The organism is Dactylosporangium sp. NBC_01737 (assembly GCF_035963215.1).
GTDB lineage: Bacteria > Actinomycetota > Actinomycetes > Mycobacteriales > Micromonosporaceae > Dactylosporangium.
In genome coordinates, this window is the sequence record NZ_CP109153.1 from 4723793 (window position 1) to 4737344 (window position 13552).

At 73.3% G+C, this 13552-nt stretch carries 13 protein-coding genes and 1 pseudogene; 8 read left to right on the forward strand and 6 right to left on the reverse strand.

Going from position 1 to position 13552, the window contains the following annotated elements; translation table 11 throughout:
- Positions 1–146: 146 nt before the first annotated feature.
- From OHA72_RS21535 to OHA72_RS21570, 8 genes and pseudogenes are all read left to right on the forward strand, one after another.
- Positions 147–1076: pseudogene (locus tag OHA72_RS21535) on the forward strand (M20/M25/M40 family metallo-hydrolase); the annotation flags it as partial.
- Between the two features lie 142 nt (positions 1077–1218).
- Positions 1219–2088: a GNAT family N-acetyltransferase gene (locus OHA72_RS21540; protein WP_327009578.1), complete on the forward strand. Its 870-nt coding sequence runs from the start codon at positions 1219–1221 to the stop codon at positions 2086–2088.
- Positions 2089–3195 (forward strand): o-succinylbenzoate synthase, encoded by a 1107-nt coding sequence (menC, locus tag OHA72_RS21545; RefSeq protein ID WP_327009579.1) that lies wholly within the window; start codon positions 2089–2091, stop codon positions 3193–3195. It abuts the gene before it with no gap.
- Positions 3196–3263: 68 nt separating this feature from the next.
- Positions 3264–4772, forward strand: coding sequence for an MFS transporter (locus OHA72_RS21550; protein WP_327009580.1), 1509 nt, complete (start codon positions 3264–3266; stop codon positions 4770–4772).
- Positions 4773–4779: 7 nt separating this feature from the next.
- Positions 4780–5424, forward strand: a complete 645-nt coding sequence (locus tag OHA72_RS21555) for a TetR/AcrR family transcriptional regulator (protein WP_327009581.1) — start codon at positions 4780–4782, stop codon at positions 5422–5424.
- A complete protein-coding gene (locus OHA72_RS21560; protein ID WP_327009582.1) occupies positions 5421–6026 on the forward strand; it encodes a DNA-3-methyladenine glycosylase in 606 nt (201 codons plus the stop codon). The genes OHA72_RS21555 and OHA72_RS21560 overlap by 4 nt, the downstream gene beginning before the upstream one ends.
- Positions 6027–6040: 14 nt before the next feature.
- A complete protein-coding gene (locus tag OHA72_RS21565; protein ID WP_327009583.1) occupies positions 6041–6343 on the forward strand; it encodes an ArsR/SmtB family transcription factor in 303 nt (100 codons plus the stop codon).
- Positions 6340–6693: a VOC family protein gene (locus tag OHA72_RS21570; protein WP_327009584.1), complete on the forward strand. Its 354-nt coding sequence runs from the start codon at positions 6340–6342 to the stop codon at positions 6691–6693. Before OHA72_RS21565 ends, OHA72_RS21570 begins: the two co-directional genes overlap by 4 nt.
- 747 nt (positions 6694–7440) lie before the next feature.
- Here the strand turns inward: OHA72_RS21570 and OHA72_RS21575 are convergent.
- The 6 genes from OHA72_RS21575 to recQ are packed head-to-tail and all read right to left on the reverse strand — an operon-like array spanning position 7441 to position 13535.
- Entirely contained in the window at positions 7441–9120 is a 1680-nt protein-coding gene (locus OHA72_RS21575; protein ID WP_327009585.1) for a sodium:solute symporter family protein, read from the reverse strand.
- Positions 9117–9314 carry a DUF3311 domain-containing protein gene (locus tag OHA72_RS21580; RefSeq protein WP_327009586.1) on the reverse strand — a complete coding sequence of 66 codons (198 nt, stop codon included), beginning with the start codon at positions 9312–9314 and terminating at the stop codon, positions 9117–9119. The genes OHA72_RS21575 and OHA72_RS21580 overlap by 4 nt, the downstream gene beginning before the upstream one ends.
- A gap of 20 nt (positions 9315–9334) precedes the next feature.
- A complete protein-coding gene (locus tag OHA72_RS21585) occupies positions 9335–10096 on the reverse strand; it encodes a LysR family transcriptional regulator (protein ID WP_327009587.1) in 762 nt (253 codons plus the stop codon).
- Between the two features lie 7 nt (positions 10097–10103).
- Positions 10104–10487: a LysR family transcriptional regulator substrate-binding protein gene (locus tag OHA72_RS21590; RefSeq protein ID WP_327009588.1), complete on the reverse strand. Its 384-nt coding sequence runs from the start codon at positions 10485–10487 to the stop codon at positions 10104–10106.
- Complete coding sequence (locus OHA72_RS21595) at positions 10484–11641, reverse strand: LysR family transcriptional regulator (protein ID WP_327009589.1); 1158 nt, start codon at positions 11639–11641, stop codon at positions 10484–10486. Before OHA72_RS21595 ends, OHA72_RS21590 begins: the two co-directional genes overlap by 4 nt.
- Before the next feature lie 49 nt (positions 11642–11690).
- The gene (gene recQ, locus OHA72_RS21600; protein ID WP_327009590.1) at positions 11691–13535 is read right to left on the reverse strand and encodes a DNA helicase RecQ; all 1845 of its coding nucleotides are present in this window, start codon (positions 13533–13535) and stop codon (positions 11691–11693) included.
- Positions 13536–13552 lie beyond the last annotated feature (17 nt).

Below are 13552 nucleotides of genomic sequence, written 5' to 3' on the forward strand. Positions count from 1 at the left end.
CGGGCCCGGACGCGGCCGGGAGTCCGACTTTTGACGACGCAACCATCTGTGCGCGCCGGCGGTCCGCGCCGGGAGCCGGGGGCGGAAGATCCGGATAGGTTGGACCGATGAGCGCGTTGGAGAAACTCCGGGCCGCCGCGCCCGTCATGCGTGAGGACCTCGCCCGGCTCGTCGCCGTCGAGTCGCCGTCGGCCGACCTCGACGCCCTGGCCAGGTGCGCCGACGTCGTCGCCGAGCTCGGCCGGCGGTGCACCGGGCTGGCGCCGGAGCGGGTCGTCGTCGCCGACCGGCCGCACCTGCGGTGGCGCTTCGGCGGCGGGCCCGCCCGGGTCGTGCTGATCGGGCACTTCGACACGGTGTGGCCGGTGGGGACCCTGGCCCGGTGGCCGTTCACCGTCGACGGCGGGCGCTGCACCGGCCCCGGCGTGGTCGACATGAAGGGCGGCCTCGTCGTGCTGTTCCACGCCCTGGCCGCGCTGCCGGACCTCGACGGGGTCGCCGTGGTGTGCAACTCCGACGAGGAGATCGGCTCGCCGACGTCGCAGGCGCTCATCGAGGACACCGCCACTGGCGCGGCCGGCGCGCTGATCCTGGAGGGCAGCGCCGAGGGGCGGCTGAAGATCGCCCGGAAGGGCATCGCGCACTACTCGCTGCGCATCACCGGCCGGGCGTCGCACGCCGGGGTCGCGCCGCACCTCGGGATCAACGCCGGGGTCGAGCTGGCGCACCAGGTGCTGCGGATCGCGGCGCTCGGTGCCCCTCCCGGCACGACCGTGACCCCGACCGACTCCAGCGCCGGCACGACCAGCAACACGGTGCCGGCCGCGGCGCGGCTCAGCATCGACGCGCGGGCGTTCGACCCGGCGGAGCTGGCCAGGGTCGACGCGGCGCTGCGCGGGCTGCAGCCGGTGCTGCCGGGCGCCGAGGTGCGGGTGGAGCTCGGCCCGGCCCGCCCGGCGATGCCCGAGTCGGCGTCCGCGTCGCTGTTCGCCCTCGCCGGGCGGGTCGCCGCGGAGCTGGGCCTGCCGCCGGTGACCGGCGAGGCGGTCGGCGGCGGCTCCGACGGCAACCTCACCGCCGGGATCGGCGTGCCGACGCTGGACGGGCTCGGCGTCATCGGCGGCAACGCGCACGCCGAGGGGAGTGGTCGGACCTGGCGAGCATGCCGGAGCGGGCCGCGCTCGTCGCGGGTCTCGTCGACGCGATCGGCCGCGAGCCGTGAGCGGGACCCCGGGCGTCCTGCTCGCGGACGCGTGGGCGTGCGCCCGGGCGGCGGGGGAGCGGGCCGGGGTCGAGGTCACCGAGATCGGCGAGGGGGCGCCGCCGGCGTTCGAGGACACGTCGCTGCTGCTGCAGCGGGTGTGGCAGGCCGACCACCCGGCCGAGATCGCCGCGCCGGGCCTGCTGCGGACCTACGCCCACTCGGGCAACTACGTCGCGGGGGCGTACCGGGGCGAACGGCTCGTCGGGGCGGCCGTCGGTTTCTTCGGCCGGGACGAGACCGGCGTGCCGCACCTGCACTCGTTCGTCGCCGGGGTCGAGCCGGGCGGCCTCGGCCGGGGCGTCGGGTTCGCGCTCAAGCAGCACCAGCGGGCCTGGACCCTGTCCCGGGACGTCACGGAGGTGCGCTGGACCTACGACCCGCTGGTGCTGCGCAACGCGTACTTCAACCTGTGCAAGCTCGGCGGCCGGGCCGTGCGCTACCTGCCGGAGTTCTACGGCGCGATGGCCGACGGCATCAACAGCGGGGACCTCAGCGACCGGCTGCTGCTGGTGTGGCGGCTCGACGCCCCCGAGGCGGTCGCGGCGGCCCACGGCACTTCGGCCCGCGTCGACATCGCCGGCGCGGCGATGCTCCTCGACCGGGCCGCGGACGGCGCCGCGGTGAGCGTGCCGGACGTCGTACCGGGGCAGCGGCTGCTCGTGGCGGTGCCCACCGACGTGGAGGACCTGCGGCGGCACGACCCGGCGGCGGCGACGGCGTGGCGGCTCGCGGTGCGCGGGGCCATGGCCGGGCGCCTCGCCGCCGGCTGGCGGGTCGCGGGCGTCTCCCGCGACGGCTACTACCTGCTCACCAAGGAGGCGTAGATGCGGCTGCAGGGCCTGGAGCTGCGGCGGATCGCGATGCCACTCGTCGCGCCGTTCCGCACCTCGTTCGGGACCGAACGCGACCGGGACGTGCTGCTCGTGCGGGCGGTCGGCGCCGACGCGGAGGGCTGGGGCGAGTGCGTGGCGATGGCGTCGCCGCTGTACTCCTCGGAGTACGTCGACGGGGCGGCCGAGGTGATCCGCCGGTTCCTCGCGCCGGCCCTCGCGGGGCGCGACGTGGACGCGTGGACCGCCGAGGCGTTGTTCGAGCCGTTCAAGGGCCATCCGATGGCGAAGGCCGCGGTGCAGACCGCCGTGCTCGACGCGGTGCTGCGGGCCGCCGGCCTGCCGCTCGGCGGGTTCCTCGGCGCGGTCCGCGACCGGGTCCCGGCCGGGGTGTCGGTCGGCATCATGGACTCGGTCCCGGCGCTGCTGGACGCGGTCGCCGGGTACCTCGACGCCGGCTACCTGCGGATCAAACTGAAGATCGAGCCGGGGTGGGACGTCGAGCCCGTCCGGGCGGTCCGGGAACGCTTCGGCGACGGCGTGCTGCTGCAGGTGGACGCGAACACCGCGTACACCCTGGGCGACGCGCGGCAGCTGGCCCGGCTCGACCCGTTCGACCTGCTGCTCATCGAGCAGCCGCTGCCCGAGGACGACCTGCGCGGGCACGCGGCCCTGGCAGGGCTGGTCCGCACGCCGATCTGCCTCGACGAGTCGATCGTCAGCGCCCGCGCCGCCGCCGACGCGATCGCCCTGGGTGCCTGCTCGATCGTCAACATCAAGCCCGGCCGGGTCGGCGGCTACCTGGAGGCGCGCCGGGTGCACGACGTGTGCGCCGCCAGCGGGGTCGCGGTGTGGGCCGGCGGGATGCTGGAGACCGGGCTGGGCCGGGCCGCGAACGTGACCCTGGCCGCGCTGCCCGGCTTCACGCTGCCCGGCGACACGTCCGCGTCGGACCGCTACTACGCCCGCGACATCACGCCGCCGTTCGTCCTGGAGGCGGGTCATGTGGCGGTGCCGCAGGGTCCCGGGATCGGGGTCTCGCCGCTCCCGGACGTCCTGGCGGAGGTGACGACCGACACGTCGTGGATTCCGCTCGGATAACTTTACAGGCGTTAGCTGACGTCGTTAACCTTACGGGCGTAAACACACGTCCGTAAGGGGTGCCTGCAATGTCCGAACATCCGCGCCGGTGGGCCGCGCTCGCGGTGCTCAGCCTCACCCTCGTCGCCGTCACGCTCGACAACTCCGTGCTGAACACCGCCCTGCCGTCCCTGGCGCACGGGCTGCACGCCACCACGTCGGACCTGCAATGGATCACCGACGCGTACACCCTCGTCTTCGCCTCGGCGCTGATCCTCGCCGGCAGCCTCGGCGCCCGGCTCGGCTCGCGGCGGGCCCTCATCGGCGGTCTCGCGGTCTTCGGCGGCGGGTCGGCGGTCGCGGCCCTGTCCGACACCCCGGAGCAGCTCATCGCCTGGCGGGCGGTGATGGGGCTCGGCGCCGCCTTCGTCATGCCGGCCACCCTCGCGATCATCACTCGGATCTTCACCCCGGCGGAGCGGCCGAAGGCGTTCGCGGCCTGGTCGGCGGCGGCCGGCATCGGCGTGCTCATCGGCCCCGTCACCGGCGGCGCGCTGCTGGAGCACTACTCGTGGAGCAGCGCCTTCTGGATCAACGTGCCGCTCGTGGCGTTCGCGCTGGTCGCGGTGTTCTACCTGGTCCCGGCCGTGCCCCGGGTGCGCACCGGCCGCCTGGACGTGCTCGGCGCGATCCTGTCCACGGCCGCCGTCGCGCTACTGGTGGACTTCGTCATCCAGGCGCCGTCGCGGGGGTGGACCGCATTTGCTGGGCTTTTGGAACTCACGGCATTTGCGGTGCTGTCCGTCCTGTTCGTGATCTGGCAGCTGCGGGCCTCGTCGCCGCTGGTGCGCCTGGACCTGTTCGCCAACCGCACCTTCGCGCTCGCGGCGCTGTCCCTGGCGGTCGTGTTCTTCGTCCTGTTCGGCACGCTGTTCGAGCTGTCGCAGTACCTGCAGCTGGTGCACGGGTACAGCCCCCTCGTCGCCGGGCTGGGCGCGATGCCGTTCGCCCTCGCGATGGCGACCACGTCCGCGACCTCGGCGCTGCTGTCCAAGCGGCTCGGGGTGCGCTGGACGCTCGTTCTCGGGCTGTCCCTCGCGGTCGTCGGCCTGCTGTCGCTGTCCACAACCGGCGTGCACACCGCGTTCTGGCAGGTCGCGCTCGGCACCGGCATCATCGGCCTCGGCATGGGCATGATGATGGCCCCCGCCAGCCTGCAGATCAGCGGCTCCGTCCCGGCCGGGTACAGCTCGATGGCCGGCGCCCTCAACAGCGTCATCCGCGAGCTCGGCGGCGTCCTCGGCATCGCCGTCCTCGGCACGGTCGTGTCCTCGGCGTACCGCGGCGACCCCGCCCTCGTCCTGCCCGGCCTGGACCTGCCGGCCGCGCATGCCGCCGCGGCCACGATGCCGCCCGCCGACGCGGCGCGGGTGCTGTCCGCCGCCGACGCCGCGTTCACCTCGGCGATGGACCGCGGCGCGCTGGTCGCGGCCGGCCTCGCGTTCCTCATGGCCCTGGCCGTCGCGCTCGTCCGCCCCGCCGCTCCGGCGCCGGCCGTCGATCCCGCTTCCGCCGTCCTCGTGCCCCAACCGGCATGATGGACCGATGAGCACCTCGGGAGGCCGCACTCGCAACCGCAGGGGCGAGGGCGGCCTCCTGCGTGACGAGATCGTCGCCGCGGCCGAGCGCATCCTCGAACGCGAAGGCGACGAGGCCGCGATCACCCTGCGGTCCGTCGCGCGCGAGGCCGGCATCGCCGCCCCCTCGATCTACGCGCACTTCGCCGACCGCGACGCCATCATCGAGACCGTCCTGGACATCGCCTTCGAACGGCTCCGGCAGCTGGTCGTCGACACCATCGACCCCAGCGGCGACGACCCGGTCGCGTCGCTGCTGGCCGGCTGCCACGCCTACGTCGACTTCGCGATGCGCGAGCCCGCCCGGTACCGGGTCCTGTTCGGCCGGCTCCGCGAAGGCCGGCCGGAGCTGAAGCTGCCGCTGCGCATGCAGGACGTGCCGCCCCGGTGGCGCAGCCGCCTGCAGGCGTTCGAGGTGCTGGTCGACGGGCTCTGCGCCTGCGCCGCGGCCGGCCGCTCCGCCAGCACCGACCCCTTCGCCGACGCGACCATGCTGTGGACGGCGATGCACGGCGCGGTCATGATGCGCCAGTTCGTGCCCGGCTTCCCGTGGCCGCCGTTCGACGAGACCGTCGACGCGCTCGTTCTGCGCATCGGCCGGATCACCGGATGACGGCCCTGGACCTCTCGGGCCCCGTCGACCTCGCCGCCCGTGCCCTGCTGGGCTGCACGCTCACCGCCAACGGGGTGACCGTGCGTCTCACCGAGGTCGAGGCGTACTCCGGCACCGGCGAGGACCCCGCCTCGCACGCCCACCGCGGCCGCACCCCCCGCAACGCCATCATGTTCGGGCCCGCCGGGTACGCGTACGTCTACTTCACCTACGGCATGCACTACTGCGTCAACGTGGTCACCGGCGTCGAGGGCACCGCGTCGGCGGTCCTGCTGCGCGCCGGCGAGATCGTCGGCGGCCTGCCCGCCGCCCGGTCCCGCCGCCCCGCCGCCCGCACCGACGTGGAACTGGCCCGCGGCCCGGCCCGCCTGTGCACGGCCCTCGCCATCGACCGCGACTTCTACGGCACGAACCTGCTCGGCGACCCGCCCCTGCTGCAACCGCCGGCCGTCGCAGCCGGCCCCGTGTCCACCGGCCCCCGCGTCGGCGTCACCGGCGCCCACGACGTGCCGTGGCGCTTCTGGCTCACCGGCGACCCGACCGTCAGCGCGTACCGCCGGCACGTGCCGAAGCGGGTTGCGCCGGGCGTCGGGGACGCGTAGGTTTTTTCTTACCGATGGACGTTGACCTGGACGTCGTGCTGGCGGCGATCGCCGATCCGACCCGCAGGACCCTGCTGCAGCGGCTGGCGTACGGTGCCGCGACCACCGGTCAGCTCGCGGAGCTGCTGCCGATGAGCCGCCCCGCCGTGTCCCAGCACATCAAGATCCTGCAGGACGCCGGGCTGATCCACACCGCCGTGCGGGGGCGGCACCGCTGGCACGAGCTGGCGCCGGATCGGCTCGGCGTCGTCGACCGCTGGACCGCGGGCCTCGCCGCCCGCCATGCCGGCATGCACGCACAGGAGGAGCCCTCATGACCCAGCCGGTCAGCTACGTGGAGCTGCACAGCCCCGACCCCGCCGCCACCAACGCATTCATGTCGGCGGTGTTCGGCTGGCAGCCGACGCCGTTCGCGGCACCCGACTACCTGGTCGCCCCGCACGGCGACGCGCCCGGCGTCGACACGGGGCTGCTCGCCTCGCGGGACGGGCAGCCGCGGGCGGTGCCGGTGATCCGGGTGGATGGCCTGGCGGCTGCGACGGCCCTGGTCAAGGAGCATGGCGGGCAGGTCGTCGTGGAGCCGTTCACGTTGCCGGGGGTGGGGAGTGGGTGCTACATCGTCGACCCGGCGGGGTTGCTGATCGGGCTGCATGCCTATGACGTGTGACCCTCTTTTGCCCGTTTGCTGGTTGCTGTTCGCGTGCGGGTTGAACATCCAGCACGGCTGCGGCCTTTGGTGGTTCCGCGCAGCCTTCGGCGGCGCGAACGGGTCGCGGGGTCGCCGTCCGTGCCGTGCCTGGGGTGATGCCAAGCCAGGTCCGCGCTCACATGATCCAGCGCCGTCGAGGTCGTCATTCGGTGGTGCCACACCGTCGCTGGCTTCAAAGACTGGCACAAATCGCCCATAGCGCAGCGCTGGCTTCGCCCGCGCCGGGATCCACTCGCCCGCGCTCATGATCGAAGGACCGGACTGGCCGTCCGGGCGGCCACGGCCGTCCTTCGATCATGGGGTGGGGTGGGAGATCGCCGTCCGGGTGCTGGTACTCCCCGGTCTAGCGATCGATGTTCGTGACTCCGCGTTGTTAGCAGCTTCGATCTCCGCAAGTCGCCCAAATCGCCGCGCCGTGCCGATTGGCGTCGATCGGTGCCGGCCCCGCTCATGATCGAAGGACCGGACTGGTCGTCCGGGCGACCGCGGCTGTCCTTCGATCATGGGGCGGGGACGGGAGATCGCTGTCCGAGTGGTGGTACTCCTCGGTCTAGTGATCGATGTTCTTCGTTTTTTGCCCAGCGGCGGTGTTGTGGCACCGCGCTGCCGGTCGCGCCGCCGAAGGCTGCGCGGAACCACAAAGGCCGCAGCCGTGACGGATTTGCTATTACGGGCAGGACAAACACCGCACGCGAAGAGCAACCGTCAGAAGCGGGATCGACGATGCATGGAGTTGACCTGCTGCTGCGGCGGCACGACGAGCGGCCGGACATGGGCGCCGCCCTGCGGGCGGGGGAGGCCGTCGAGCAGGTCGTCGAGGCGCTTCACAAGCGGGTCGTCGACGTCGGCGGTGTAGTCCTCCGGCCGGGTCCGGTCGACGCCGCCGGGCACGTTCGCGAGGCGGAGGACCACCGTGCCGGCCACCGTGACGAGGAGGTTCGCGAGCAGGGCGAGGAGCCCCACGTACACCATGACACCGTTGCCGAACGACCAGCTGGAGCCGCCGAAGTGCGCCTTCACCACAACGCCGCCGGCACCGAGCTGGGGGATCTGGTAGAGCATGACGACGGCCGTGATGAGGCCCGTGGCCAGGCCGGCGATGAGGGCGGCGCGGTGGAACCACGCCGTCGTCAGGCCGAACAGGACCGCCGGGATCGTCTGCAGGATGACGGCGCCGCCGATGAGCTGCAGCTCCGCGGAGTACGCGGGGTCCAGCAGCAGGATGACGGCGACCGCGCCGAACTTCACGACCAGCGACGACCAGCGGCTGACCCGGGCCTCCTCGGCGGGACCGGCGTCGGGGCGGATGTACTGCCGGTAGATCGAGCGGGTGAACGCGTTCGCCGCCGCGATCGACATGACGGCCGCCGGGATCAGGGCGGCGACGCCGAGGGTGGCGTAGGCGATCCCCGCAGACCAGCCCGGCAGCAGGCTGTGGAACAGCTGCGGGGTGATCGTGTTGAGGTCACGGCCGACGGGCAGGACGCCGTTGGCGACGGCGAACAGGCCCAGCATGCCCATCAGGCCCAGGGCCAGGCAGTAGACCGGCAGGGCGGCGGTGTTGCGCTGCACCGTGGAGCGGTCCCGGGCGGCGATGATCGCGATGACGGCGTGCGGATACGCGAAGATCGACAGCGCCGAGCCGACGACCATCGTGAGGTAGCCGACCTGACCGGCGTCGGTGAGCAGCAGGCCGTCCGTCGGTGACGGGGTGCGCGCGAAGTGGTCCGCCGCGAGCCGGAACGTGGTGCCCCAGCCGCCGGACATCGCCACGATCAGCACGCCGGACACGACGACCCAGACGAGCAGGATGTCCTTCGCGATCGACAGCAGCGCCGGCGCCCGCAGCCCGGAGCGGAACGTGCTCACCGACACCAGGCCGACGGCGACGAGCAGCGGCCACTCGCCGGCGACGCCGAGGGTCTTGAAGACCGCCTGCAGCGACAGCAGCTGCACCGACACGTACGGCATGGTCGCCACGATGCCGGTGACGGCGACCAGCGCCGCCAGCCCCGGCGAGCCGAACCGCGCCCCGGCCATCTCGCCCGGGGTGACGAACCCGTGCCGGTGCGACACCGACCAGGCGCGGGCGGACAGGACGAACGCGATCGGGGTCGTCGCGATCGCGAACGGCACCGCGAAGAACCCGAGGGCGCCGACGCCGTAGGTCAGCGCGGGCACCGCGACGAACGTGTAGGCGGTGTACATGCTGCCGCCGAGCAGGAACCACGTGACCCAGCTGCCGAACGCCCGCCCGCCGACGCCCCACTCCTCCAGGCTGTGGATGCTCTGCGGCCGCCGCCACCGCGCCGCGGCGAACCCGACGACGATCATCGCGCCCATGAGGACCGTGAACACCGTGATCTCGACGTCGCGGTCGCTCATCGCCGCACCCCGAGGTAGACGATCGAGATGACCACGGTGGCGAGGACCGCGCACGCCAGCTGGTACCAGAAGAAGAACGGCACCCCCAGCAGCTGCGGGTCCATCCGGTTGTAGAGGGGCACGGCCAGGGGCGCAACGGTCGGGACCACCAGCAGCCAGTACAGAGGGCGGCGACGCTGATCAGGGTCGGGCATCGCTTGATAACAGTGTGCGATCACCGAGATTGCAAAGACGAAAAGTCATCGACCCCATAGGTGCGCAGCATCGTCTCGAGCCGCCGCGCCGCCGGCGACAGGTGCTGGTGCTGGCTGACGACCCCGACCTCCACGCACACCGGCGGGTCGAACCTGCGCAGCACCGCCCCGGCCGCCGCGGCCCGCCGCGCGTAGCCGCCGGTGACGATCGCCCCTGCCCCGGCGAGCAGCAGCGGGACGACCGCCTCGCTGTGCCGCGTCCGCACGTCGGTGCCTTCGATCCGGTACCGCTCCTGCCTGCCCAGTGGTTCGGCGCGCACCGCGGGGTGCTCGACCGGCAGGTACGTGACGCCGAGCTCGCACCGCCCGTCGACCACGTGCCGGACCAGGTCGTCCTCGTCGCGGGGCCCGTGGACGCGGACCGGCACCCCCGGATGCCGCCGCCGGAACGCCGCGATCGCCGGCGCCACGTCGACCGCGAGGGGGTCGAGGACGGCGACGTCGAGCCAGCCGGCGGCGAGCCCGACCACGCAGCCCACCGCGGCCCGCGCGTCGGCGAGGTCGGCGAGCACCTTTCGCGCCGGGTCAAGCAGCGCCTTGCCCGCCGCCGTCAACGCCAGCGGCCGCTGCCGCCGGTCGAACAGCTCGACGGCCATGCCCCGTTCGAGCGCCCGGATCGACTGCGACAGCGACGGCTGCGCCACGTGCAACGCAACCGCCGCCGCCGTGACGCTGCCGTGCTCGACGACGGCCACGAAGTACTCGAGCCTGCGCAGATCCATGACCTCGTCACCCCTGCCGCAGCACGTGGTCGATGAACGCCCTGGCCGTGGCGGACAGCTCACCGGAGCGGTGGACCAGCCCATACGGCAGCCGCAACGCCGGCACCACCCTCCTGACCACGGCACCCCTGGCGACGGCTTCGTGCGCGGCGACGTCGGGCATGAACGCGGCGCCGACCCCGGCGATGACCAGCTCGGTGATGAGGTCCCGCTGCCCGCTCTCGACCACGATCCTGGTCCTGACCCCGGCGGCGCGCAGCGCGGACTCGACGAGCAGCCGGGACGCACTGCCCCGCGGCACCCCGAGCAGGTCGACCCCGGCGAGGTCCGCGAGGTGCACGGCTGCCGGCAGATCCGCGCCCTCCCACGGCGCGCGGCCGGACGGCCTCACCCGCCGCACCCGCCGCCCTGCCCTGACCGGCGCACCATGCCGGCCGGGTTCCCCCAGCGCACCACACCGGCGAGGTGTGCCCCTTCGGCCTGACGCGCGACGCCGGCGAGGTCCGTCCGGCCTGCCGTTCCGGGTGGCCCGGGGTGCCGAGTGACGCCGGGTGGGTCCGCCTCGTGTGCCGTGTCGGGTGATCCGGCCGGTCGCGCGTCGCCGGTCAGGTCAGCTTGGCGTGGCGCTTCGGGACGCCCGGGCCGGAGCGCGACGCCGGACGGCCCGGCCTGGCGTGCAGCGCTGTTCACGTCTGCCGGATGTGGCGCGCCGGTCGAGTCTGTCCGGCGCGGCGCGGGGGCTGAGCCTGCCTGGTGGGTGGCGCCGGTGAGGTCCGTTCGGCGTGCCGCGTCGGACAACCCGGCCTGGCTCGCGGCGCTGGTGAGGTGAGTCTGGCGCGTTGCCTCGATCAACCCGGCCTGGTGTGTCGTGTCGGTCAACCCCGCCTGGTGTGCCGCGGTGGTGAGGTCAGTCTGGTGTGCCATGGCGGTGAGGTTTGTCAGGCGTGGCGTGGCGGGAGGGCCTGCCGGTGGTTTCGCGTCGGGTGGGCCGGGGCGGCGTGACGCCGGGCGGGTGCCGCCGGGCCGGGCCGTGTCCGGTGGCGGGAACACCAGGACGAGGTCGTGCGCGCCCAGCTCCACCTCGCACAGCCCCAACCGGGCCGCCGGCAGGTGGACCAGGCCGAGCTCGCTCACCCCGTCCCGGACCCGGGCGAGCAGCGCCTCCTCGGTGTCGCGGTCGAGGCTGACCGAGACCCCCGGATGCGCCCGCAGGAACCCGCCGACGAGCGCCGCCCCCGGGTGTGCCCCGAGCGGCGCCGACGCCACGATCTCCAGGCTGTCGTGCTCGGGCCGCCCGCCGACGGCCTCGCCGGCGACGGCGACGTCGCGCATCAGCAGGCGGGCCGGTCCTAGGAACGCCCGCCCGGCCGCCGACAGCGTCACCCCGTGCGACGCCCGGTGGAACAGCGCCGTGCCGAGGTCGCGCTCCAGGGCCTTCACCGACTGCGACATGGTCGGCTGGGCGACGTTGAGCGCGGCCGCCGCCCTGCCGAACCCGCCGTGCTCCACCACGGCGAGGAAGTACCTGATCTGCCTGGTGTCCACAGATCACACGTCTTTCAGCACGCACCGTGCAGAAAACATTCCGACAGTGTTACGTGCGTGTGCCGAGCGTGTCCAGGATCTGCTCGCCGAACTTCGCCAGCTTGTTCTCCCCGACGCCGCTGACCGTCGACAGCTGCTCCAGGCTCGTCGGCGCCTCCGCCGCGATCTGCCGCAGCGTCGCGTCGTGGAAGATCACATACGCGGGCACCGCCAGCTCCTTGGCCGTCGCCGCCCGCCACGCGCGCAGCCGCTCGAACAGCGGCGCCGCCTCCGGCGGCAGCTCAGCGGTCGCGGCGGCGCTGCGCTGCTTCGCGACCTTGGCCGCGGACACCGGCCGCTCCGGCTCGCGGCGCAGCATCACCTGCCGCCGCCGGCCGAGCACCTCGGCGCTGTCGTCGGTGAGGACCAGCGTGCCGTAGTCACCCTCGACGGCGAGCAGTCCCTGCGCGAGCAGCTGCCGCACCACCGCCCGCCAGTCGGCCTCACGCAGGTCGGCGCCGACGCCGAACACCGTCAACTCGTCGTGGTGCCACTGCACGACCTTGTCGGTCTTCTTGCCCAGAAGGATGTCGATGCACTGCCCGGCGCCGAACTTCTGGTTGCGCTCCTTCTGCAGCCGGAACACCGTCGACAGCAGCTTCTGCGCCGGCACGGTGCCGTCCCACGACTCCGGCGGGCTCAGGCACGTGTCGCAGTTGCCGCACGGCCCACTCTGCTGCCCGAAGTAGGCGAGCAGCTGCACCCGCCGGCACTCCACCGTCTCGCACAGCGCCAGCATCGCGTCGAGGTGCCGGCCGAGGCCCCGCCGGTGCGCGGCGTCGCCCTCGGAACCCTCGATCATCTTGCGCTGCTGGACGACGTCCTGCAGCCCATAGGCCAGCCACGCGTTGGACGGCAGGCCGTCACGCCCGGCCCGGCCCGTCTCCTGGTAATAGCCCTCCACGGACTTCGGCAGGTCCAGGTGCGCGACGAAGCGCACGTCGGGCTTGTCGATGCCCATCCCGAACGCGATCGTGGCGACCATGACCAGGCCGTCCTCCCGCAGGAACCGGGACTGGTTGTCCGCACGGACCCGCGCGTCGAGCCCGGCGTGGTAGGGCAGCGCGGGCACGCCGTTGTCCTTCAGGAACTCCGCGATCTTCTCCACGCTGTTGCGCGACAGGCAGTAGACGATGCCGGCGTCGCCGCGGTGCTCGGTGCGCAGCAGATCCAGCAGCTGCCGGCGCGGCTCCTGCTTCGGCACGATCCGATACTGGATGTTGGGCCGGTCGAAGCTCGACACGAAGTGCCGCGCCTCCGTCAGCCCGAGCCGGGTGCCGATCTCCTTGTGGGTCACGGTCGTCGCCGTCGCCGTCAGCGCGATCCGTGGCACGTCCGGCCATCGCTCGTGCAGCACCGACAGGTTGAGATAGTCGGGGCGGAAGTCGTGGCCCCACTGCGACACGCAGTGCGCCTCGTCGATCGCGAACAGCGCGATGCGCCCCCGCTCCAGCAGCCGCATCGTCTGCGGTGAGGCGAGGGCCTCGGGCGCCAGATACAGCAGGTCCAGGTCCCCGCCGACGAACGCCGCCTCGACCGCCCGCCGGCTGTCGAAGTCGAGCGTCGAGTTGATGAACCCGGCCCGCACCCCCAGCGCCGTCAGCGCGTCGACCTGGTCCTGCATCAGCGCGATCAGCGGTGACACCACGACCCCGACGCCGTCACGGACCAGCGCCGGGATCTGGTAGCACAGCGACTTGCCGCCACCGGTCGGCATGAGCACCAGCGCGTCGCCGCCGCCGATGACGTGCTCGATGATCTCCTGCTGGCTGCCCCGGAACGTGTCGTAGCCGAACACGCGGCGCAGGACCTCTACTGCCGGCCCTGTCGTCTCAACCCCCACGGTGCTGTCCACGCGGCGATTCTACGGAC